The following is a 20,953-nucleotide window of genomic DNA, read 5'->3' on the forward strand; positions in this document are numbered from 1 at the left end:
GCGATGCAACTCCGCGCCATCACCCTGGGGGAGGGGGAGGGGCCGCCCCTCATCCTGCTGCACGGGCTGTTCGGGCAGGCGCAGAACTTCGCCAGCGTGCAGAAGATGCTGGCGGCGCGCCGCCGCGTCATCGCGCTGGACCTGCGCAACCACGGCCATTCGCCGCATGACGCGCGCATGGACTACCCCGCCATGGCCGCCGATGTGGCGGAGACACTGGCGGGGGAGGGGCCTTTCCACCTGCTCGGCCACTCCATGGGCGGCAAGGTGGCGATGACGCTCGCGCTCACCCAGCCGGGGCGCGTGGCCAGCCTCATCGTGGCGGATATCGCCCCCGTCACCTATCCGCCGGCCTTCCGCCCCTATGCCGAGGCGATGCAGGCCCTGCCGCTCTCACCCGGCCTGACGCGGCGCGAGGCGGATGCCGCCCTGGCCGCCGCCGTGCCCGGCCCGGGCGTGCGCGGCTTCCTGTTGCAGAACCTGCGGCTGGATGCCAACCCCCCGGCCTGGCGCATCGGCCTCGACGCCATCGCCACCGCGCTGCCCGTCATCGAGGACGCGCCCCCCCTGCCGGAGGGCGCGCGCTTCGGCGGGCCGGTGCTGGTGCTGGGCGGGGAGAATTCCGACTATATCCGCCCCGAGCACCGCGTGCTGTTCCTCGGGCTCTTTCCCGCCGCGCGCTTCGCCACGCTCAAGGGCGCCGGGCATTGGCTGCATGCCGAGAAGCCCGAAGCCTTCGCGGCGGCAGTCGAAGGGTTTTTGAAGTAAGAAGGTTCTTTTTTGGAAAAAAGAACCAAAAAACTTTTATCCGTTCAGCGTCCCGCCAGGACGGGAGACGGCGGCAGCCTGAAAAAAGTCTTTTTGCTTCTTTTTCTTCAGAAAAAGAAGAATGCTTCAATGATTAAATCGCTACAGGCGCCTTGAAGCGCCCTTCCTTGGCCAGATCCGCCGCCCGCCACAGATACCAGGCGGCGGCGGAGCGGTGCGGCGCCCAGGCGGCACCGATGGCGGCCAGTTCTTTCGGCTTGGGCTGGGCCTCGGCGCCGGTGGCGAGGCGGTAGCCCTCGCGCACGCCGAAATCATCCACCGGCAGCACATCGCCCCGGCCGAGGGTGAAGATCAGCAGCATCTCGACCGTCCAGCGCCCGACGCCGCGCAGGGCGACGAGGCGCTCGATCAGGGCTTCGTCCGCAAGGCGGGCGGCGGCGCGGCGGCTGGGGATCAGCCCGCCCGTGGCCTTCAGCGCGATGTCGCGGATGGCCGCCACCTTGGCGCCGGAGAAGCCGCAGCCGCGCAGCGCCTCGGGCGGCAGGGCCAGCACGCCCTCGGCCGGCGGGAAATCCTGGCCGGGGAAGAGGGCGATGAGGCGGCCCAGCATTGCCTCCGCCGCGCGGCCATGCACCTGCTGGTGGGCGATGGCGCGGACCAGCGCCTCATAGGGCTCGCGCTGGGCGGGCTTGAGGGTGATGGCCCCCACCTGCCGCACCACGGGCCCCAGGATGGGGTCGGCGGCGAGGAAGCTGCGCGCCGCGCGCGGGCGCAGCGGGGCCGCCGCCGGGGCCATCAGCGGAACACCAGATGCGGCAGCGCCAGCGTCAGCGAGGGCACATAGGTGAGGATCATCAGGCAGGCCAGGACCACGAGGATGAAGATGCCAAGATAGCGCATCATCGTCTCGATGCCACAACCGGCAACCTGCGCGGCGGCGAAGAGATTCACGCCAAAGGGCGGCGTGATCATGCCGAGGGCGAGGTTGACCACCATGATGGTGCCGAAATGCACGCCATCCAGCCCCATGCGCTGCGCCGCATCCGCCAGGATGGGGGCGAGCACGATGATGCTGGCGCTGGTCTCGACGAACATCCCCACGATGAAGAGGAAGATGTTGACGCCGAGCAGGAACATCCCCGGCCCGTCGAAGGTCTGCACCAGCCATTCCGCCGCCGCATCCGGCACGCCCTGGCGGTTGAGCAGGTAGGAGAAGAGCGCGGCGCAGGCGATGATGAACATGATCACCGCCGAGGAGACGACCGACTTGCGGAAGATGGGGTAGAGGTCGCGTGGCGCGATCTCGCGGTGCAGGAACATGCCGACGATGATGGCGTAGAAGACGGCGACGACGCTCGCCTCCGTCGGCGTGGTGACGCCGCCATAGATGCCGCCGAGGACGATGACCGGCATCAGCAGGGCGAAGCCCGCCTGCCTCAGCGCCACCAGCGGCGGCAGGCGGCCATCCCCGTCGCGCTTGCCCCAGCCCTTGATGCGGCACCACACCAGGACGGTCGCGATCAGCGCCGCGGCGATCAGGAAGCCCGGGATGAAGCCGGCGATGAACAGCTCCGGGATCGAGACCTGGGTGGTCACGCCATAGAGGATCATCGGGATGGAGGGCGGGATGATGACGCCGAGTTCCGCCGCCGTGGCCTGCAGCGCGGCGGCGAAGCCCACCGGATAGCCATGCTTGACCAGCGCCGGGATCATGATGGTGCCGATGGCGAAGGTGGTGGCCACCGAGGAGCCGCTGATGGCGGCGAAGATCATGCAGGTGACGATGCAGGTGGCCGGCAGCCCGCCCTGGATGCCGCCCACCAGCGACTTGGCGAATTCCACCAGCCGGCGGCTGATGCCGCCCACATCCATCAGGTTGCCCGCCAGGATGAAGAAGGGAATGGCGGCGAGCGGGAATTTGTCGAGCGCCACGAAGATCTGCTGCGCCGCCACGATCAGCGGGAAGCGCGTGAAGCCCTCGATGCCGAGGATGGCGGCGAGGCCGATGGCGACGGCGACGGGAATGCCGGCGGCGAAGCCCACCAGCATGACGGTGAGCATGAGGCTGCTCATACGGCGGCCTCCAGCTCGTCCGAGCGGCGGTCGAGGAAATTGGCGAGGGCGCCGACCATGGCGAAGACCGCCCCGGCCGGGATGGCGGCATAGCCCCAGGCCATCGAGACCTCGAGCCCCGCCATCTCCTGGAACTTCACGCGCTCGGCCATGGTCCAGCCGAACCAGAAGAGCACGCCCATCAGGGAGAGGCTGCTGGCCAGCGCCGCCGCCTCCAGCGCGCGGCGCAGCGTGCCGCCGCTGTAGCGGTGCGCGGCGTCGATCGAGACCAGCGCGCCGGCCCGCAGCGCGACGCCGAGGCCCAGCATGGCCATCCAGATCAGTGCGGTGCGCACCAGCGCCTCGCTCCACACCGCCGGCGTCTCGGTGGCGAAGCGCGCCACCACCTGCCACAGCCCGGCCAGGCAGGCCACGGCCAGAGCGAGGCAGGCGAGCAGAGCGGCCAGCTCCGTCACCACCCGGTCCACCGCCAGGAGGCCGCGCCGCGCCGCGCCGGGGCGGGCGCCGAGCCACCAGGCCAGCAGCGTCGCCAGCAGGCTGGCGGCCCCGATGATCTGCAGGGGCAGGGTGTTCATGCGGCGCGCCGGCCGCGAAAGGGCGGGCGGGAGGGGGGCGGAACGCGGCTGGGCACGGGTCTGTCTCTTCCCTGGAGGCTGGATCATGGGGCCGGGGGCGCATGGCCGCCCCCGGCAGGCGGGCGGTGCAGGGGCGGGCGCGCTTACTTCCAGTCGCGCAGGCGGCGCAGCAGGTTGCCGTCCAGCTCCTTCTCGTACTGCGTGAAGGCGGCGGCGAGGGCGGTCTGGAACTGCGCGGTGTCCACGCTCGTCACCACCGTCATGCCGCGCCGGCGCAGCTCGTCCACGCCGCTCTGCTCGTCGGCCGTGACCTTGGCGCGGTTGGCGTCGCGCGCGGCGGTGGCGGCCTGCTGGAACATGCGCTTCTCATCGGCGTTCAGCCGCCCCCACAGCGCGGGGGAGCCGATCAGCAGCGCGGGCGAATACACATGGCCCGTCAGCGTCAGGTATTTCTGCACCTGGTTGATGTTGTTGGCGACGATGACGGGAATGGGGTTCTCCTGCCCGTCCACCGTGCCCTGCTGGAGCGCCGGGATCAGCTCGGAGAAGGCCATCGGCGTCGGCAGCGCGCCGAGGGTGGAGAAGGCGCGCATATGCACCTGGTTCTCCATGGTGCGCACCTTGAGGCCACGGATATCGGCGGGCGTGTTCACCTCGCGGCGGCTGTTGGTCAGGTGGCGGAAGCCGTTCTCCATCCAGATCACGCCAATCAGGCCACGGCGCTGGAACTTCTCCAGGATCTCCTGCCCGATCGGCGAATCGAGCGCGCCGCGCGCATGGGCGTAGTCGCGGAACAGGAAGGGCACGTCCACCGTGCGCACCTCGGGCACGAAATTGCCGACCGGCCCGGTGGAGGTGATGGTGAAATCCAGCGTGCCGATCTGCACGCTCTCGATCATCTCGCGCTCATTGTCGTTGCGCTGGATGGTGACGCGGTATTTGCCGCCGGAGAGCCGCTCCAGCGTCTCCTTGAAGACCATCGCCCCGGCGCCGTAGTGGCTGTTGGCGGTGGGCAGCGGGTGCTGGAGCGTGATCTCGGTCTGGGCCAGGGCGGTCCCGGCGGAGAGGGTGGCGGCCAGCCCCAGGGCCAGCGCGGCGCGGCGCAGCATGCTCATCGGATGTTCCTCCCGCGGCGCTTCATTGGGCGTCGCCGCACCTCTTCCTTCTAGGCGAGGGGAGGGTTCGTTTCAATCGGTTGCGGAGCAACGGGCGGCATGTCGCGGGCTATCTGGCGCAATTGTCGGATAAAATCCACCGCCGCCGGCGCAGCTTCATTGCGCCGGAACACGGCGGCGATATCCGCCACCAGCGCCTCCCCCGCCAGGGGCCGGTAGGCCAGCCCGGGCAGGCGCACGCAGTCGCGCAGCGAATCCGGCACCACCGCCACGCCCAGCCCCAGCCCCACCAGGCTGGCCACCGCCACGAGGTCCCGCCCGCCATGCGCGATGCGCGGCGTGAAGCCGCCACGCTCCCCCAATTGCCGGGTGAAGTGGTGGAAGCCCGCCTTTTCCGGGTCCGGCACGATGAAATCCTCCCCCGCCAGGGCGGCCGGGGAAACCCCGGCCCGCGCCGCCAGCGGGTGCGCCTCCGGCAGGGCGATCAGCAGCCGCTCCCGCCGCAGCCGCAGCGCGGTGACGCCCGGCGGCGCCACGAAGGGCGGGCGGATGAAGCCGATATCCAGCGCCCCGCTCGCCACCGCCTCCACCTGCGGCACTGTCTCCATTTCCTGGAGCCGCAGCAGCACCTCGGGATGGGCGCGGCGCCATTCCCCCAGGCTGGCCGCCAGCACGCCGGAAAACGCCGCCGAGGCGGCGAAGCCAATGCCGATGATGCCGCGCTCCCCCCGCCCGGCCTGCCGGCCGGTGCGCTCCGCCTGCTCCACCTGCCGCAGCGCCGCCTCGGCCTCCGGCCGGAACAGCGCGCCGGCATCGCTCAGCGCCACGCTGCGCTTGCTGCGGCGGAACAGCCGCGCGCCGAGATGCCGCTCCAGCGCCTGCACCTGCTCCGTCAGGGCCGGGGCGGAAAGGCCGAGGCGCTCCGCCGCGCGGGCGAAGTGCAGCGTCTCGGCCACCATCAGGAAGGCGCGGAGATGGCGCAGCTCCATGCCGGACCCCTCGTGTCGTTGAAAGACTGTATTCGGTTCTGCCGAAGAATTTCACCGGCCGCCAGCAATGATCGGGCCTTGCTGCGCTGCATATAAAACAGGCCGCCCCAGCCCAGGACGCCGCCCCATGTCCGCCACGACCGCCCCCGCCATGCCCGCCGCCGCGCCACCCTTCATCGAGCGCGGCACCGCCGCCTTCCGCCGCACCAACCTCGCCTTCCTCTGCGCCGGCTTCTCCACCTTCGCGCTGCTCTACTGCGTCCAGCCGCTGCTGCCGGCCTTCTCCAGCGGCTTCGGCGTGACGCCGGCGGCCAGCAGCCTCGCCCTCTCCCTGCCCACCGGCGTCATGTCCATCGTCATGCTGGTGGCCGGCGCCGTCTCCGAGGCGCTGGGCCGCAAGCCGCTGATGGTCGCCTCCGTCTTCGGCTCCGCCCTGCTGACCCTGGCCGCCGCCTTCGCGCCGGGGTGGGAGGGCTTCCTGGCCCTGCGCGCCCTGCTCGGCGTGGTGCTGAGCGGCCTGCCCGCCATCGCCATGGCCTATATCGCCGAGGAAGTGCACCCCCGCTCCAGCGGCTACGCCATGGGCCTCTATATCAGCGGCTCCGCCTTTGGCGGGCTGGTCGGGCGCGTGCTGGCCGGGCTGCTGCTCGATCTCGGGGGATGGCGCTGGGCCATGGGCGGCATCGCCACCCTCGGCCTGCTCTCGGCCCTGGTTTTCTGGCGCTGCCTGCCGGAATCACGGCAATTCCGGCCCCGGCCGCTGCTCTGGGGGGCGATGGCGGCCAATTTCGCCACCCATCTGCGCGATGGCGGCATGCGCTGGCTCTACCTGCTCGGCTTCCTGCTGATGGGCAGCTTCGTCACCATCTACAACTACATCGGCTACCGGCTGCTGGCGCCGCCCTTCAGCCTGCCGCACAGCCTCGTCGCCATGGTCTTCCTGGTCTACCTGGTGGGGATCGGCAGCTCGACCCTGGCCGGCGGCCTCGCCGACCGCTTCGGCCGCCGCCGCGTGCTCTGGATGACGGTGCTCGCCCTGCTGGCCGGGCTGGCCTGCACCCTCTCGGAGGCGCTGCCGCTCGTCATCCTCGGGCTGGCCGCCATCACCTTCGGCTTCTTCGGCTCCCACTCCCTGGCCAGTTCCTGGGTGGGGCGGCGCGCGGGGGCGACCAAGGCACAAGGCTCGTCGCTCTACCTCTTCTGCTACTATCAGGGGGCCTCGCTGCTCGGCAGCCTCGGCGGCTTCGCCTGGGCGGCGGCAGGATGGGACGGGGTCGCCACACTGGTCGGCGCGGCGCTCGCCCTGGCCCTCGTCGCGGCACTGCGGCTGGCGCGGCTGCCGGGGGTGAATTGAGGGGGGAGTTCCCTCCTAAAAAAGGCCGGGGGAAGGAATTCCCCCGGGCCCCCTTCTTCTTTCTGTCAGGGCCGGCCGCCGCTGGCGGCCGGCGGCTCCCCGGTGCTCTCCTTCCTGGCATCGCTGTCCGCGGGCTTCCGCGCCGGCGGGGTGGCCGCCTCGGCGAAAGGCTCCCCGGTGCCGGTGCTGTCGGCCTCCGGCTTCTTCTCCTCGGCCATGGCCTGGGCTCCCTGTCTGTGATGTGCTGGAAAGGGAACGGGCACCGCCGCCCGCGGTTCCCTCGCCGCAACAAGGAGCACGGCCATGCTGCACGGTGGATGCCACTGCGGAGAACTCCGCTACGAGGCGGGCGGCACCCCTTATCACATCACCTTCTGCCACTGCGCCGATTGCCGGCGCAGCAGCGGCGCGCCCCTCCTCGCCTGGTTCAGCGTCCCCGCCAGCCAGTTCCGCCTCACCCGGGGGAGCCTCGCCTTCTACGCCTCCAGCCCCGGCGCGCGGCGCGGCTTCTGCCCCGCCTGCGGCGCCAGCCTGACCTACCAGAACGACCAGCACCCCCACGAAGTCGATATCACCGCCGCCAGCCTCGACGACCCCGCCGCCATCACGCCCGAGGACCATCTCTGGTTCGCCAGCCGCCTGCCCTGGATGGTGCCGGGCGATACCCTGCCGCGCCATGCCCGTGAACGGGGAGGCAGCCGCGAATAAAACTCAGAATGACTATCAAAGTCATTGAATTAAAATAGTTTTTTACGTTTTTCCGGTTGCGGCGCACCGCGCGGCGGGCCGAAGCTGCGCCGCGCCATGACCCCCTCCTTATCCTCCCCATCGCCGCGCTATGACGCGCGCACCATCCTCCTGCACTGGCTGACCGCCGGGCTGGTGGCCTTCCAGTGGCTCGGCGGCCAGTTGATCGACGAACTGCCGCGCGGCCCCCTGCGCGGCAACATGTGGTCGCTGCACTTCACCCTGGGCATCCTGCTGGCGCTGCTGGTGGTGGCGCGCCTCGTCTGGCGCGTGAGGGGCGGGCGCCGCCTGCCGCCCGAGCCGGGGCTTCCTGGCCTCGCCGCCAGGGCCGTGCACGGGCTGCTCTACCTGCTGCTGCTGGTCACGCTCGGCGCCGGGCTGTTCTGGATCTGGGTGCGCGGCTCGAATTTCTTCGGCCTGTTCAGCCTGCCGGTCTTCGACCCCGCCAATCCGGGGCTGCGCCGCAGCGTCGGGGAGTGGCACGAGACGGCGGCCAACCTGCTGCTCCTGCTGGCCGGGCTGCACGCCGCCGCCGCCCTGCTGCACCATTACCTGTGGAAGGATGGCGTGCTGCGCCGCATGGGCTGGGGCGGCTGATCACCCCCGCGGCGCGAGCAGGATCAGCCCCGCCCCGGCCAGGCACAGCGCGCCGCCCGCGAGGTCCCAGCCATCCGGCCGGACGCCCTCCACCAGCCAGAGCCAGGCGAGCGAGGCGGCGATATACACCCCGCCATAGGCGGCGAAGGCACGCCCCGCCGCCGCGCTCTCCACCAGGGTGAGCAGCCAGGCAAACAGGGCGAGGCTGCCCAGCCCCGCCCCCAGCCACCACGCCGCCCTGCCGAGCCGCAGCACGGACCAGATGGCGAAGCAGCCGCCGATTTCCGCCAGGGCGGCGGCGAGATAGATCAGCGCCGCCCGCCCCACCCCGGCCTCAGCCGTGCCGGATGGCGATGGTCTTCAGCGAGGCGAAGCCGGCCAGCGCGGCGAAGCCCTTCTCCCGCCCATGGCCGCTGCGCTTCACGCCGCCGAAGGGCAGTTCCACGCCGCCGCCGGCGCCGTAGTTGTTGACGAAGACCTGCCCCACCTTGATCCCGCGCGACAGGCGCATGGCCCGGCCGATATCCGCCGTCCACACCCCCGCCACCAGGCCGAACTGCGTGCCATTGGCGATGGCCAGCGCCTCCGCCTCATCGGTGAAGCGGATGGCGGTCAGCACGGGGCCGAACACCTCTTCCTGCGCCAGCCGGTGGCTGGCGGCGACATCGGCCAGCAGCGTCGGGCGGACGTAATAGCCGCCCTCCGGCGCGTTGGAGGCGATGCGGCCCTGGCCGGCGAAGTGCAGCCCATCCGCCCGCGCCACGTCGAGGAAGCTGTTCACCCGCTTCTGCTGGTCGGCATTGACGACGGGGCCGAGGTCGAGATCCAGCTCGGCCGGGCCGGCCTCCAGCGCGTTGAAGCGCCCGGCGAGGTCGGCCACGAAGCGGTCGAAGACCGGCGCCTGCACCAGCACGCGGCTGCCGGCGGAACAGGTCTGCCCGGCATTCTGGATGATGCCGTTCAGCACCGTCGCCGCCGCCGTCTCCAGATCGGCATCCTGGAAGACGAGCTGCGGGCTCTTGCCGCCCAGTTCCAGCGTGACGGGGATGGTGTTCTTCGCCGCCGCGCTCTGCACCAGCGTGCCCACCTCCGGGCTGCCGGTGAAGGAGACGTGGGAAATGCCCGGATGCGACGTCAGCGCCGCGCCCGCTTCCTCGCCGAGGCCGGTGACGACGTTCCACACCCCCTCGGGGAAGCCCGCCTCGGCCGCCAGCTCCGCCAGCATCAGGGAGGAGAGCGAGGCATCCTCGGCCGGCTTCAGCACGCAGGCATTGCCCATGGCCAGCGCCGCGCCCACCGAGCGCCCGACGATCTGCATCGGGTAGTTCCACGGCACGATATGGCCGGTGACGCCATGCGGCTCCCACACCGTCATCACCGTCATGCCATCGGCATAGGGGATGGTGTCGCCATGCATCTTGTCGGCGCTGCCGCCGTAGAACTCGAAATAGCGTGCGCAGGCGGTGGCGTCGGCGCGGGCCTGGCGGATGGGCTTGCCCACGTCGCGGCTCTCGGCCTGGGCCAGGGCCTCGGCATCGCGCAGGATCAGCGTGGCGAGCTTGGTCAGCAGCCGCCCGCGCTCGGTGGCGGACATCCGGCCCCAGGGGCCTTCCAGCGCGGCCTGCGCGGCGCGCACCGCCGCATCGATCTCCACCGCCCCGCCGCGCGCGATCTGCGCGAAGGGATGCCCGTCCGAGGGGTTGATGACAGGAATATGCCGCTCGGCCGCGACGCCGCGCCCGCCGATCCAGTGGCCATAGGTGTGCATGGGAGCTTCCTCCGCGAATCTCGGTCGGGCGATGGTCTAGGCCCGGTGGGCGGGGCTGGCCAGGGGGGTGGGATGATCGGGATGATTGGAATAAATTTTATTTTTATAAAAATATCTTCTTTTTCTGAAGAAAAAGAAGCAAAAAGACTTTTTTCAGGCTGCCGCCATCTCCCGTCACGGCGGGACGAAACACTGATAAAAGTTTTTTGGTTCTTTTTTTCAAAAAAGAACATTCTTCCTTGAACTATCCCATCTTCCCCCAGGCGATCCACGCCCACCCCACCACCAGCACGGCGAGCATTGAGGGCCAGAGCAGGCGCCAGATCTGGGCGGGCCGCACACCCGGCCCGGCCAGCCCGGCGATCATGGCGGTGACGGCGAAGCTCATCCCCGCCGCGGCGGCGCCGGTGAAATTGTGCACCCCGGCGGCGAAGGCGAGCGGCAGGCCCGCCGCCTGCCCGAGCGCCGCCTGCACCGGCATCAGTGCCGCGTTGGAGCCGACATTGCTGCCGGTGACGAGGCCGGAGGCCAGGCCCATCACCGGCATCGCATAGGCAGCCAGCGGGCCGAGCGCCTGGGCCGCCGACTCGGCCAGCCCGGCGGCGACGCCGGAGCCGGCCAGCCAGCGCCCGAGCAGCACATAGAGCAGCATGGCCAGGGCCGGCCGCCGCGCCCGCGCCAGGGCGGACCCCGCCGCCTTCGCCGCGCCGCGCGGCCGCAGCAGGAAGGCCAGGGCCGCGGCACTCCACAGCACCACCGCCACATGGGTGATTGGCAGGCCCGGCAGGTCGGCGAAGGGGTGCAGCGCCGGCGCCCCGTGCCAGGAGCGCGCCAGCAGCAGCGCCGCCACCAGCCCGATCCAGGGCGCCAGGGCCCGCAGCGCCCGCCGCCAGCCCGCCGCATCGCGCGGCGGCGCCTGCCGCCACAGCTGGAGCAGCAGCGGCAGGCCGGTGGCCACGATCCCCGCCACCTCGAAGGGCAAGGCGCGGTTGGCCAGCAGCAGCAGCGCGGCCACCAGGGCCATCAGCCCGAGCTGCGCCAGCCGCTCCCGCCCCGGCACGGGCACCCCGGCGGCGGCGCAGAGCCGCCAGCCGACCGGCGCGAGGCAGAGCAGCCACAGCGCATGCGGCCAGGCCGTGGCCTGGGCCAGCACCTGCCCCGGCACGCCGACCAGCGCCGCGCCCAGCGCCGTGCCCGGCCCCAGCCCGCCCCAGGGCACCAGGGTGAGCGCCTGCAGGGCCAGCGCCGCCGCCGCCGGGCCGGCCAGCCCCATGCCGCGCAACTGCCCGAGCGCGAAGACGGCGCCCACCGCGAAGCCCGTGACATTCTCGAAGAAGGTGCCGGCCAGGAAGGCGGTGGTGAAGACGCGGCGCGGCGTGGCCGGCTGCGCCGCCCCGCCCGCCGGGGCCAGCCGCGCCATGGCGGCGTGGAACAGCAGCCCGCCCGCCAGCACGGCGATGGGCTGCACGGCCAGATACAGCCCGCGCAGGCTTTCCCAGCCCAGGAAGGGCAGGGCGGGCTGGGCTGCCGGCAGGGTCAGCCACACCGCCGGCAGGCTGGCCGCCAGCGCGGCGAGGCAGGCCACCACCGGCCCCGCCCGCCCGCTCAGCAACAGGGAGACCAGGAGCAGCAGCGGGGCGGATTGCAGGAAGGGCAGCATGGCCGCCCCATCCTCCCCGACCCGGTGGCAATGCGCCAGGGGGGGGCGCCAGGGGGGGGGGCGCCAGGGGGGGCGCCAGGGGGGAGGGGGTGCGGCCCGCCGGGCGGCTCAGGCGGCGCGGATGCCGCTCAGCAGCGCCTCGATCCGCCGGCGCAGGGCGCTGGCCTGCTCGGCCATGCCGGTGGCGGCGCCGCGCAGCTGCTCCGCCACCTGCCCGGTGCGCTGCGCCGCCTCGCCCACGGCGCCGGTGTTGCGCGTCACCTCCTGGGTGCCGCGCGCCGCCTCGGCCACGGCGCGGCCGATTTCCTGCGTCGCCGAGGCCTGTTCCTCCGCCGCGGTGGCCACCTGGGTGGTGATGCGCTCCATCTCCGTGATGGTGCGCGCGATATTGCCGATGGCCTGCACCGCGCGCCCCGTCTCGCCCTGCATGCTGTTGATCTGCTGGCTGATCTGCTCGGTGGCGCGGGCGGTCTGGTTGGCGAGATTCTTCACCTCGCTGGCCACCACGGCGAAGCCCTTGCCGGCATCGCCGGCGCGTGCCGCCTCGATCGTGGCATTCAGCGCCAGCAGGTTGGTGCGCCCGGCGATATCGGTGATGAGGTCCACCACATCGCCGATGCTGCGCGCCGCCTCGGAGAGGGATTGCACGGCGCCATCGGTGGCGCGGGCATCCTCCCCGGCGCGGCGGGCCACGGTGGCGCTCTCGTTCACCTGCCGCGCCACCTCGGCGATGGAGGCGGCGAGTTCCTCGGCCGAGGCCGCCACGGTCTGCACATTGGCGCTGGCGTCATTGGCGGCGCCCATCACGTTGCGCACCAGCTGGCTGCTCTGCTGCGCCGCCTGGTTGATGTCCTGCGCCGAGCCCTGGACGAGCTGCACCGCGCGGCCGACATCGTCAAGGTTGCGGCTGGCCTCGCTGTCGAAGCTGCGCAGCAGCGCCTCGATCGCCTCACTGCGGGCGAGGCGGCGCTGGTTCTCCGCCTCCTGCCGGGCCTGCAGCGCATCGGCCTGCTGCAAGCCGTCGCGGCACTGCGCCAGGGCGGTGGCCATCTGGGCGATTTCCGCCGGCTGCCGCCCCTGCGGCAGGGCGAAGCCATAATCCCGCCCAGAGAGCCGGCGCAGCGACTCGACCATGCCCGCCAGCGGGGTGGAGACGGTCTTCTGCATCAGCACCCCGAGCAGCCCGGCCAGCACCAGCATCAGCGTCAGGCTGCCGAACAGCAGGGCGGCGCAGCGGGCGAAGGCGGCGGCCTCGGCCGCGTCGCGCTCGCGCGCCAGCCGGTGCTCCTCCGCCTTGCCCTCGGCCATGATGGCGCGGATGCGGTCCATCATCGGCTTGGCTTCCGGGTCCAGCACGGCGGTGCGCGCCGCCTCCGCCTGGCCGGCCCGCACCGCCTGGGCCGCGCGGCTGGCGATGCGGCCCTGCCACTGCCCCACCAGCTGCGCCAATTCGCGCAGCCGCGCCTGCTGGGCCGCGTTATCCGCCGTCAGCCGCTGCAATTCGCGCAGATTCTCGGCCGTGGCGCTCTCCCCGCCCGCCAGCGGCTCCAGATAGGCCGCGCCGCCCAAAGCCGCGCCGCGCAGCGCGGTTTCCTGGTTCAGCAGGCCCATCAGCAGGTGATCGAAGCGCGTCAGCACGTCCTGCGTGTGGCGGCTCCAGTCGCTGCTGTCGCGGATATTCCCCAGATCCCGCCAGACCAGCCCGTTCCCCAGCGCCGCCACGATGACGAGCGCCCCGAACATGGCCATCAGGCGGGCACGGATGCTCCAACCCACGGCTAATCTCCCCGCGCATCTCTCCGGGGCACATGCCCCCTTCAAGGCAGGCAACTTGGCGGGGATGAGTTAAAAAAGGGCCTGCCCGGATGGGGCGCCGTGTCGTGGCGCGCCGGAAGGGCCCATCAAGGGAGGAAAGATCGCGTGACCCTGTCCTGCTTCGCGCCGCGCCGCCTGCTCATCGGCGGCGGCGCCCTGGCCCAGCTGCCGGCCCTGCTGAAGGAATTCGGCCTCTCCCGCCCCCTGGTGGTCACCGATCCCTGGATCGTCTCCTCCGGCATGATCGACCGGGTGCTGGCGCCGCTGGCCGGGGCCGGGATCAGCGCCCGCGTCTTCTCCGACACCGTGGCCGACCCCACCGACACCGTGGTGGAGGCCGGGGTGGCCCTGCTCCGCCGCGGCAGCTTCGATGCCCTGATCGGCTTCGGCGGCGGCAGCCCGATGGACACGGCCAAGGCCATGGCCATCCTGGCCGCCGCCGCCCCCGGCCAGCACATCCGCGACTTCAGGGTGCCCGCCAGCGCCGACCGCGCCGCCCTGCCGCTGCTCTGCATCCCCACCACCGCCGGCACCGGCAGCGAGGCCACCCGCTTCACCGTCATCACCGACACGGCGCGGGATGAGAAGATGCTCATCGCCGGGCTGGGCGCCCTGCCGGTGGCGGCGCTGGTGGATTACGAACTGACCTTCAGCGTGCCGCCGCGCATCACGGCGGATACCGGCATCGACAGCCTGACCCACGCGCTGGAAGCCTTCGTCTCCCGCCGCGCCAACCCGGTGGCCGATCTCTATGCCCGCGCCGCCATGCCGCTGATCGCCCGCCACCTGCGCGCCGCCTTCACCGAGCCGCGCAACGCCACCGCCCGCGCCGCCATGATGGAGGGCGCCACCCTGGCGGGGCTGGCCTTCTCCAACAGTTCCGTCGCCCTGGTGCATGGCATGAGCCGCCCCATCGGCGCGCATTTCCACGTGCCGCATGGCCTCTCCAACGCCATGCTGCTGCCAGCGGTGACGCGCTTCAGCCTCCAGGCCGCGGGCGCCCGCTATGCCGAGGCGGCGCGGCTGATGGGCATCGTGCCCGCCACCTCGGCCGACCCGGAGGCGGCGGCGGCCCTGGTGCGCGAGCTGGAGGCGCTCAACCGTGAACTGGGGGTGCCGACGCCCCGCCAGTTCGGCATCAGCCGCGAGGCCTGGGACAGCGTGCTGGAGACCATGGCCAGCCAGGCCCTCGCCTCCGGCAGCCCGGCCAACAATCCCCGCGTGCCGGAAGCGGCGGAGATCGTCGCGCTGTATCGGGAGGTCTACGCGTAAAAAGCATTGAGGGGGCTTTGCCCCCTCAAACTCCCCCAGCAGGGGACGGGGTCCCCTGCACCCGCCTTCAGGGGGGAACCAACAAATGGGTTTCCAAAGGCCTCAGGCCTTTGGTGGGGAGAGTTTGAGAGGGGCGAAGCCCCTCTCAAGAAGCCGCCTTCACCGGCTCGGCGCTGCGGCGCAGGCGGTGCTCGCCCAGGAAGAGCAGGATCGGCGCCGCCAGGGTGATCGAGGAGGAGGTGGTGGCGACGATGCCGAACACCATCGTCCAGGCGAAGCCCGCCAGTGTCTCGCCGCCGAACAGCGCCAGCGGCAGCGCCGAGAGCAGCAGCGTCATCGAGGTGCCGATGGTGCGGTTCAGCGTCTCGTTGATCGATTTGTCGATCAGCGCCTGGAGCGGCATGGTCTTGTACTTGCGCAGGTTCTCGCGCATGCGGTCATAGACCACGACCTTGTCGTTCACCGAGAAGCCGATGATGGTCAGCACCGCCGCCACCGTCGTCAGGTTGAACTCGATGCGTGTCACCGCCAGGAAGCCCACCACCTTGGTGGTTTCCAGGATCAGGGTGACGATGGCGCCCACCGCGAACTGCCACTCGAAGCGGAACCAGATATAGACCATCATCGCCAGCATCGAGATGCCGAGGGCGATCAGCGAGCCCTGGAACAGCTCGGCGCTGACGCGGTTGCCCACCGCCTCGGTGCGCAGCACCCGCAGGCCCGGCGCCGCCTGCTCCAGCGCGCCACGCACCCGGCTCACCGCCGCCTGCGTCGCCGCCTCCTCCCCCTGCACCGGCAGGCGCAGCAGGAAGGTGGCGGAATCGCCGAATTCCTGGACGCCGACATCGCCGACATCCAGCCCGGCCACGCCGTTGCGGATCAGCCCGATATCCACCGGCGCCGGCGTGCGCACCTCCATGATGATGCCGCCGCGGAAGTCGATGCCCTTCTCAAGCCCCGGATAGAAGCCGAGCACCACCGAGGCGATGGAGAGGAAGAGCGAGAAGAGAAAGCCCACCACGCGCCCCTTCATGAAGGGGATGTTGGTGGTGTCCGGCACCAGCCGGAACAGGGGGCGGGAGAGGAACATCTGTCTTAGCCCCTATCAGACCGGCAGGACTTTGGGCCGGCGCGAACGGTACCAGCCGGCGACGAAAAGGCGGACCAGCGTCGTGGCCGTCCACATCTGCACGATCGTGCCGATGGCCACCGTCACCGCGAAGCCGCGCACCGGGCCGGAGCCGAAGCCATAGAGGCAGGCCATGGCGATCAGGTTGGTCACGTTGCTGTCGAAGATGGTGCCGGACGCCTTGGTGAAGCCCGCCTCCAGCGCGCTGGCCGGCGGGCGGCCGAGCTTCGTCTCCTCCCGGATACGCTCGTTGATCAGGATATTGGCGTCGAGCGCGGTGCCGAGCGTCAGCACGATGCCGGCGATGCCGGGCAGGGTGATGGTCGCCTGCAGCAGCGACAGCGCGGCCAGCATCATGATCAGGTTGACCAGCAGCGCCACATTGGCGAACCAGCCAAGCAGCCCATAGGCCAGCCCCATATAGAGGAAGACGAAGGCGGCACCGGCGGCGAGGCTGAGCAGGCCGGCGCGGATGGCATCCGCCCCCAGCTCGGGGCCGACGGTGCGCTCCTCCACCACGGTGAGCGGTGCGGGCAGGGCGCCGGCGCGCAGCAGCACGGCGAGGTCATTGGCCGTGGCGGCGGTGAAGCTGCCGCTGATCTGGCCGCGCCCGGCGGTGATCGGCTCATTGATGCGCGGCGCGGTGATCACCTTGGTGTCCAGCACCACCGCGAAGGGGCGGCCGACATTCTGCCGGGTGATCTCGGCGAAGCGCCGGGTGCCGATGGAATCGAAGGCGAAATTCACCACCCATTCACCGGTCTGCGGGTTCTGCCCGGCGCGGGCGTCGGTCAGGTTGGCGCCATCCACCTCGACGCGGCGGCGCACGGCGTAGCGCTGGCCGGGCTGCTCGCCATCGAGGAACTCGACGCCCGGCGGCGGCAGGGCGGCGGCGGGGTTGGCGGTGTCGTCCACCAGCCGGAAGGTCATGCGCGCCGTGCGCCCGAGCAGCTCCTTGATGCGCTTCGGGTCCTCGACGCCGGGCAGCTGCACCAGGATGCGGCTGCTGCCCTGGCGGGCGATCAGCGCCTCGGAGACGCCCGTCTCGTCGATGCGGCGGCGGACGATCTCGATGGACTGCTCCACCGCGCCGGTGGCGCGGGCGCGCAGGGCGGCCTCGCTCAGCGCCATCGCCAGGCTGCCATCGGGCTGCGGGGTGATCTCCACATCCGGCGCCGTGGCGCCATTGCCGACGGGGACGGGGTTGGCCAGCTCGCGCAGCGCCGTGGTGGCGGCTGCGGCCTGCCCGGCATCGCGCAGCCGGATGACGAGGCGGTTGGCCGCCTGCTCCGGCAGCAGCGCGGTATAGCCGATATTGCCCTGGCGCAGCCGGGTGCGGGCGCCATCGGCCAGGCTTTCCAGCCGTTCCTTCACCACGGCGTTCAGGTCCACCTCCAGCAGCAGGTAGGACCCGCCGCGCAGGTCGAGGCCGAGGGAGACGGCGCGCGCCGGCAGCCAGGACGGGATGGCCGACCGGGGCACGAGGCTGGGCAGCGAGAGCAGCACGCCAAGCAGGATGACGCCAAGAATGGCGGCGACCTTCCACCGCGCGAAATACAGCATGGCCGAGAAGGCCCCCCAAGCTAGAGGGGCGGAAAATGCTGGCTCGGCGCCGCCGATGCAACCCACCATGCGCGCGCGCCCGCTCTCTGCTACACGCCGCCGCGCAGGCTGAAGGAGCGGAGACGGCCATGGGGCTGAAGCTGGGCATCATCGGGGCGGGGCATTTCGGGCGCTTCCACACGCTGAAGGCGGCCCGCGCGCCGCGTGTCGAGTTCCTCGGCCTGGCCGATGCCAGCCCCGAGCGCGCCGCCCAGGTGGCCGCCGAGGCCGGCTGCCGCGCCTGGGACAGCGCGGAAGCCCTGATGGCGGCGGCGGAGGCCGTGATCATCGCCGCCCCCACCGCCTATCATCACCCCCTGGCCAGCGCCGCCCTGGCGGCGGGCTGCCATGTCTTCGTGGAAAAACCCATCGCCGCCGGGCTGGAACAGGCCGATGCGCTGGTGGCGCAGGCCGCCGCCGCCGGGCGGGTGCTCCAGGTCGGGCATGTCGAGCGATTCGGCGCCGGCCTGGCCGCGCTGCGCGGCAGCGCCGGGGTGGGCCGCCCGCTCTATATGGAGGCGGTGCGCATCGCCCCCTTCCGCCCGCGCAGCCTGGATGTGACGGTCATCCTCGACCTGATGATCCATGACCTGGACCTCGTCCTCTCCCTGGCGGGGGCCGAGCTGGTGGCGGTGGAGGCGGTGGGCAGCGCCGTGGTGTCAGAGAAGATCGACATCGCCAATGCCCGGCTGCGCTTCGCCAATGGCGCCCAGGCCACCATCACCGCCAGCCGCGCCAGCCTGAAGATGGAGCGGCGCCTGCGCGTCTTCGGCAGCGAGGGCTATGCCAGCCTGGACTTCCTGGCGCGCGAGCTGAAGCTGGTGCGCAAGGGCCAGGGCACGGCGCTGGAGCAGGTGCCGGGCCATGGCATCGAAACCCTCTCCTGGCAGGACCATGACAATCTGGAGGCCGAGCAGGCCGCCTTCGTCGCCGCCTGCCTGGATGGCGCGCCGGTGGTGGTGGATGGCCGCGCCGGCCGCGCCGCGCTGGATGCCGCGCTGCGGGTGGAACAGGCGGTGGCCGAGGCCCTGCGCGCCGCCGGGGCGGGCTGAGCGCCTGTGGCCTTGAGGGGGCTTTGCCCCCTAACCCCCAGCAGGGGACAGGGTCCCCTGCACCCGCCATCAGATGGGTTTCCAAAGGCCTCAGGCCTTTGGTGGCTGCGCGGCACTGCCGCGCAGGTTTGAGAGGGGCGAAGCCCCTCTCAAGGCACCGCGTCCTTTAGCGGCAGGCCCCGGCGATGGCGTGGGCGGCCTGCCGCAGGGCGGCTTCCACCGTCGCGCGCTGCCGGGCGAAGCGCACCTCCGGCATCACCACGGAGAGGGCATAGCGCTCCGCCGTATGGGTCTCGAGCGCGAGGCCGAGCGCGCAGACCCCTTCCAGCATCTCCCCCTGGTCCTCGGCGATCCCCCCGGCGCGCAAGGCGGGCAGGGTGGCGAGCAGCGCCGGCAGGCCGGGCAGGCTGCGCGCCGTCCGCCGCTCCCAGGGGCCGTCCAGGCGGCGGGCGATCTCCGCCTCCTCCAGCGTGGCCAGCAGCGCCTTGCCATGCGCCGTGCAGTGCAGCGGCAGCGCCGTGCCCACCGGGGTGACGACGCGCAATTCCTGGTCCGAGGCCACCTGATCCGCCAGCACCGCATGGGCGCCGCGCAGCACGGAGAGATTGGCCGTCTCCCGCGTCGCGCGCGCCAGCGCCTCCAGATGCGGGCGGACGATGCCCGCCACATCCAGCCATGCCGCGCCGGCCAGCCGCGCCAGGGCGGGGCCGAGCCGCAGCCGCCCCTCCAGCGGCGCCACCATCTGCTGCGCCTGGAGGGCGGTGACGAGGCGCTGCACCGTGCTGCGCGGCAGGCCGGTGGCCCGCGCCAGGGCGGCGAGGCTGAGCCCCTCCGCCTCGCCCTCCAGCGCGCGCAGCACCGCCGCCGCGCGGGCGATCACCTGGCCGCCGTTGAGGTCGCGCTCCGCCATGCGCCGGCTACGGCTTCGCGGGCAGGCTGAGGGCGGCGAGGCCATCCAGCAGCGCCGCCGCCGGGTTGGCGCCGGGCGCCGTGCCCTCGGGGGTGATCAGCAGCAGGTGCTCCTCCCCGCCGGGGCGGAAGGCGGGCCAGCCAGGGCCGGGCTGGCCGCTGCGGGCGAAGGCCACCCAGCGCGCCGAGAGATCGCGCGAGAGGGCGCGGGACGCCGCGTCCGCCGCCGGATCGGCCGCGACATGGCCGAAGACATAGGGGATCTCGGCCGTGTGGATGGCGCCCGGCACGGTGCCGCGCGCCGCCGGCGGCACCCAGGCGAAGCGGTAGGCATAGACCGGGGCCGTGGCAGGGGCATGCGCCGCCGCGCCGCGCATCAGCCGCCGGTTGTTGACCCCCGCGAAGCGCTCGGAGGCCAGTTGTCCGGCACAGGCGTCCTCGCTGGCGGCGCCATGGCCGAAGCAGAGCGGGCGGAGCTTCGCCCAGCGCTCCGCCCCCAGCTCGGCGGGCAGGCCGCGCCAGAAGGGGGGCGGGAAGAAGCCGGCCTCGGCATCGTTGGAGCCGGTGAGCAGCGGCACCGGCGCCGCCTGCCCGGCCTCGAAGGCATCCCGCGCCCGGGCGGGGACCACGGCGCCATCCAGGAAGGGCATGGTCTCGGCGGCGCTGGTCGGGGCGTCGCGCAGGGCGGTGGCGGGCAGGGCGCGCAGCGCCGCGGCATCGGCCGCGCCCCAGGCGGTGGCGAGGCGCTGCGCCACGGCCTCGGCTTGCGGGCGGTCATATTCCGGCAGGTCCAGCCCGCCGGACTGCATGATGGCGCGGTGGAACAGCCCGCGCGCCAGGGGCGAGGCCATCAGATACCCCACCGAGACGCCGCCCGCCGATTCGCCGAACAGCGTCACCGTGCCGGGGTCGCCCCCGAAGGCGGCGATGTTCTCCCGCACCCAGCGCAGCGCGGCGATGGCGTCGAGCAGGCCGTAATTGCCGCCCGGCTCCCCCGGCTCGGCCAGGGCGGGGTGGGCGAAGGTGCCGAACAGGCCGAGGCGGTAATTCAGCGTCACCACCGCCACGCCCTGCCGCGCCAGATGGGCGCCGTCATAGAGGGCGAGGCTGCCGGCGCCGAAGCGGAAGCTGCCGCCATGGATCCACACCATCACCGGCAGCGGCCCCTCCGCCTGGGGCGGCAGCCAGATGTTGAGCGTCAGGCAGTCCTCGCCCTGCGGGCCGTCCTTCAGGCTGCGTTCCGGCTCCTGGGCGGCCATTTTCTGGAGGCAGGCGGGGCCGCTGCGGCTGGCATCGCGCACCCCCTCCCAGGGCTGCGCCGGCTGCGGCGCGCGCCAGCGCAGCGCCCCGACCGGCGGGGCGGCATAGGGAATGCCCCGGAAGACGCGAACCCCATCCTCCACCGTGCCGCGCAGCGCGCCGGCCGGGGTGGTGACCACCGGGGGAGGCTCAGCCGCCAGGGCCGGGGCGAGGCCCATCCAGGCGCCGAGGAGAAGGCCGAGGCCAGATCGCATGAAGGTGCCCTTAT

The 20,953-nt window shown here is 72.0% G+C and carries 20 protein-coding genes; 6 read left to right on the plus strand and 14 right to left on the minus strand.

Features of this window, described 5'->3' with window-relative positions; genetic code table 11:
• Positions 1 to 3 precede the first annotated feature (3 nt).
• Positions 4 to 768, plus strand: coding sequence for an alpha/beta fold hydrolase (locus NON00_RS00485; RefSeq protein WP_256016316.1), 765 nt, complete (start codon positions 4 to 6; stop codon positions 766 to 768).
• A gap of 133 nt (positions 769 to 901) precedes the next feature.
• On the opposite strand, the gene NON00_RS00490 is transcribed toward NON00_RS00485, so the two are convergent.
• The 5 genes from NON00_RS00490 to NON00_RS00510 all read right to left on the minus strand — a co-directional run bounded on the left by NON00_RS00490 (position 902) and on the right by NON00_RS00510 (position 5,520).
• Complete coding sequence (locus NON00_RS00490) at positions 902 to 1,564, minus strand: DNA-3-methyladenine glycosylase (protein ID WP_256016318.1); 663 nt, start codon at positions 1,562 to 1,564, stop codon at positions 902 to 904.
• Positions 1,564 to 2,841 carry a TRAP transporter large permease gene (locus NON00_RS00495; RefSeq protein ID WP_256016321.1) on the minus strand — a complete coding sequence of 426 codons (1,278 nt, stop codon included), beginning with the start codon at positions 2,839 to 2,841 and terminating at the stop codon, positions 1,564 to 1,566. The genes NON00_RS00490 and NON00_RS00495 overlap by 1 nt, the downstream gene beginning before the upstream one ends.
• Complete coding sequence (locus tag NON00_RS00500) at positions 2,838 to 3,416, minus strand: TRAP transporter small permease (protein WP_256016323.1); 579 nt, start codon at positions 3,414 to 3,416, stop codon at positions 2,838 to 2,840. Before NON00_RS00500 ends, NON00_RS00495 begins: the two co-directional genes overlap by 4 nt.
• A gap of 143 nt (positions 3,417 to 3,559) precedes the next feature.
• Positions 3,560 to 4,531 carry a TRAP transporter substrate-binding protein gene (locus tag NON00_RS00505; protein ID WP_256016326.1) on the minus strand — a complete coding sequence of 324 codons (972 nt, stop codon included), beginning with the start codon at positions 4,529 to 4,531 and terminating at the stop codon, positions 3,560 to 3,562.
• A gap of 50 nt (positions 4,532 to 4,581) precedes the next feature.
• On the minus strand, positions 4,582 to 5,520 hold the full coding sequence (locus NON00_RS00510) for a LysR substrate-binding domain-containing protein (RefSeq protein ID WP_256016328.1): 939 nt from the start codon (positions 5,518 to 5,520) through the stop codon (positions 4,582 to 4,584).
• A gap of 127 nt (positions 5,521 to 5,647) precedes the next feature.
• On the opposite strand from NON00_RS00510, the gene NON00_RS00515 reads away from it, so the two are divergent.
• The gene (locus NON00_RS00515) at positions 5,648 to 6,874 is read left to right on the plus strand and encodes an MFS transporter (protein ID WP_256016331.1); all 1,227 of its coding nucleotides are present in this window, start codon (positions 5,648 to 5,650) and stop codon (positions 6,872 to 6,874) included.
• A gap of 65 nt (positions 6,875 to 6,939) precedes the next feature.
• Here NON00_RS00515 and NON00_RS00520 read toward each other — a convergent pair whose 3' ends face one another.
• Entirely contained in the window at positions 6,940 to 7,092 is a 153-nt protein-coding gene (locus NON00_RS00520) for a hypothetical protein (protein WP_256016334.1), read from the minus strand.
• Between the two features lie 85 nt (positions 7,093 to 7,177).
• Between NON00_RS00520 and NON00_RS00525 the strand changes: the two genes are divergently transcribed.
• A complete protein-coding gene (locus tag NON00_RS00525; RefSeq protein ID WP_256016337.1) occupies positions 7,178 to 7,582 on the plus strand; it encodes a GFA family protein in 405 nt (134 codons plus the stop codon).
• Between the two features lie 96 nt (positions 7,583 to 7,678).
• Entirely contained in the window at positions 7,679 to 8,218 is a 540-nt protein-coding gene (locus tag NON00_RS00530) for a cytochrome b (protein WP_256016340.1), read from the plus strand.
• On the opposite strand, the gene NON00_RS00535 is transcribed toward NON00_RS00530, so the two are convergent.
• From NON00_RS00535 to NON00_RS00550, 4 genes are all read right to left on the minus strand, one after another.
• The gene (locus tag NON00_RS00535) at positions 8,219 to 8,545 is read right to left on the minus strand and encodes a YnfA family protein (RefSeq protein ID WP_256016343.1); all 327 of its coding nucleotides are present in this window, start codon (positions 8,543 to 8,545) and stop codon (positions 8,219 to 8,221) included. It abuts the gene before it with no gap.
• A 7-nt stretch (positions 8,546 to 8,552) separates the two neighbouring features.
• A complete protein-coding gene (locus NON00_RS00540; protein WP_256016345.1) occupies positions 8,553 to 9,986 on the minus strand; it encodes an aldehyde dehydrogenase family protein in 1,434 nt (477 codons plus the stop codon).
• Between the two features lie 244 nt (positions 9,987 to 10,230).
• Positions 10,231 to 11,646 carry an L-lactate permease gene (locus NON00_RS00545; protein ID WP_256016348.1) on the minus strand — a complete coding sequence of 472 codons (1,416 nt, stop codon included), beginning with the start codon at positions 11,644 to 11,646 and terminating at the stop codon, positions 10,231 to 10,233.
• 108 nt (positions 11,647 to 11,754) lie between these two features.
• Positions 11,755 to 13,422 carry a methyl-accepting chemotaxis protein gene (locus NON00_RS00550; protein ID WP_256016350.1) on the minus strand — a complete coding sequence of 556 codons (1,668 nt, stop codon included), beginning with the start codon at positions 13,420 to 13,422 and terminating at the stop codon, positions 11,755 to 11,757.
• Positions 13,423 to 13,566: 144 nt separating this feature from the next.
• Here NON00_RS00550 and NON00_RS00555 point away from each other — a divergent pair, with 144 nt between their 5' ends.
• A complete protein-coding gene (locus NON00_RS00555; protein WP_256016352.1) occupies positions 13,567 to 14,733 on the plus strand; it encodes an iron-containing alcohol dehydrogenase in 1,167 nt (388 codons plus the stop codon).
• Positions 14,734 to 14,878: 145 nt separating this feature from the next.
• Here NON00_RS00555 and secF read toward each other — a convergent pair whose 3' ends face one another.
• Both secF and secD read right to left on the minus strand, forming a co-directional pair.
• On the minus strand, positions 14,879 to 15,823 hold the full coding sequence (secF, locus tag NON00_RS00560) for a protein translocase subunit SecF (protein WP_256016355.1): 945 nt from the start codon (positions 15,821 to 15,823) through the stop codon (positions 14,879 to 14,881).
• Between the two features lie 15 nt (positions 15,824 to 15,838).
• Complete coding sequence (gene secD / locus NON00_RS00565; RefSeq protein ID WP_256016357.1) at positions 15,839 to 17,425, minus strand: protein translocase subunit SecD; 1,587 nt, start codon at positions 17,423 to 17,425, stop codon at positions 15,839 to 15,841.
• A 128-nt stretch (positions 17,426 to 17,553) separates the two neighbouring features.
• Between secD and NON00_RS00570 the strand changes: the two genes are divergently transcribed.
• Entirely contained in the window at positions 17,554 to 18,516 is a 963-nt protein-coding gene (locus NON00_RS00570; RefSeq protein ID WP_256016359.1) for a Gfo/Idh/MocA family protein, read from the plus strand.
• Positions 18,517 to 18,682: 166 nt separating this feature from the next.
• Here NON00_RS00570 and NON00_RS00575 read toward each other — a convergent pair whose 3' ends face one another.
• Positions 18,683 to 19,426: an IclR family transcriptional regulator gene (locus NON00_RS00575; protein WP_256016362.1), complete on the minus strand. Its 744-nt coding sequence runs from the start codon at positions 19,424 to 19,426 to the stop codon at positions 18,683 to 18,685.
• A gap of 7 nt (positions 19,427 to 19,433) precedes the next feature.
• A complete protein-coding gene (locus NON00_RS00580; RefSeq protein ID WP_256016364.1) occupies positions 19,434 to 20,939 on the minus strand; it encodes a carboxylesterase/lipase family protein in 1,506 nt (501 codons plus the stop codon).
• Positions 20,940 to 20,953: the final 14 nt, after the last annotated feature.

Source organism: Roseomonas sp. GC11, from assembly GCF_024437745.1.
Lineage (GTDB): Bacteria > Pseudomonadota > Alphaproteobacteria > Acetobacterales > Acetobacteraceae > Pseudoroseomonas.

Bases quoted from the DNA above. Each gene is read 5' to 3' on its own strand.
- NON00_RS00485 (WP_256016316.1), top strand. From the start codon at position 4: ATGCAACTCCGCGCCATCACCCTGGGGGAGGGGGAGGGGCCGCCCCTC.
- NON00_RS00490 (WP_256016318.1), bottom strand. From the start codon at position 1,564: ATGGCCCCGGCGGCGGCCCCGCTGCGCCCGCGCGCGGCGCGCAGCTTC.
- NON00_RS00495 (WP_256016321.1), bottom strand. From the start codon at position 2,841: ATGAGCAGCCTCATGCTCACCGTCATGCTGGTGGGCTTCGCCGCCGGC.
- NON00_RS00500 (WP_256016323.1), bottom strand. From the start codon at position 3,416: ATGAACACCCTGCCCCTGCAGATCATCGGGGCCGCCAGCCTGCTGGCG.
- NON00_RS00505 (WP_256016326.1), bottom strand. From the start codon at position 4,531: ATGAGCATGCTGCGCCGCGCCGCGCTGGCCCTGGGGCTGGCCGCCACC.
- NON00_RS00510 (WP_256016328.1), bottom strand. From the start codon at position 5,520: ATGGAGCTGCGCCATCTCCGCGCCTTCCTGATGGTGGCCGAGACGCTG.
- NON00_RS00515 (WP_256016331.1), top strand. From the start codon at position 5,648: ATGTCCGCCACGACCGCCCCCGCCATGCCCGCCGCCGCGCCACCCTTC.
- NON00_RS00520 (WP_256016334.1), bottom strand. From the start codon at position 7,092: ATGGCCGAGGAGAAGAAGCCGGAGGCCGACAGCACCGGCACCGGGGAG.
- NON00_RS00525 (WP_256016337.1), top strand. From the start codon at position 7,178: ATGCTGCACGGTGGATGCCACTGCGGAGAACTCCGCTACGAGGCGGGC.
- NON00_RS00530 (WP_256016340.1), top strand. From the start codon at position 7,679: ATGACCCCCTCCTTATCCTCCCCATCGCCGCGCTATGACGCGCGCACC.
- NON00_RS00540 (WP_256016345.1), bottom strand. From the start codon at position 9,986: ATGCACACCTATGGCCACTGGATCGGCGGGCGCGGCGTCGCGGCCGAG.
- NON00_RS00545 (WP_256016348.1), bottom strand. From the start codon at position 11,646: ATGCTGCCCTTCCTGCAATCCGCCCCGCTGCTGCTCCTGGTCTCCCTG.
- secF (WP_256016355.1), bottom strand. From the start codon at position 15,823: ATGTTCCTCTCCCGCCCCCTGTTCCGGCTGGTGCCGGACACCACCAAC.
- secD (WP_256016357.1), bottom strand. From the start codon at position 17,425: ATGCTGTATTTCGCGCGGTGGAAGGTCGCCGCCATTCTTGGCGTCATC.
- NON00_RS00570 (WP_256016359.1), top strand. From the start codon at position 17,554: ATGGGGCTGAAGCTGGGCATCATCGGGGCGGGGCATTTCGGGCGCTTC.
- NON00_RS00575 (WP_256016362.1), bottom strand. From the start codon at position 19,426: ATGGCGGAGCGCGACCTCAACGGCGGCCAGGTGATCGCCCGCGCGGCG.
- NON00_RS00580 (WP_256016364.1), bottom strand. From the start codon at position 20,939: ATGCGATCTGGCCTCGGCCTTCTCCTCGGCGCCTGGATGGGCCTCGCC.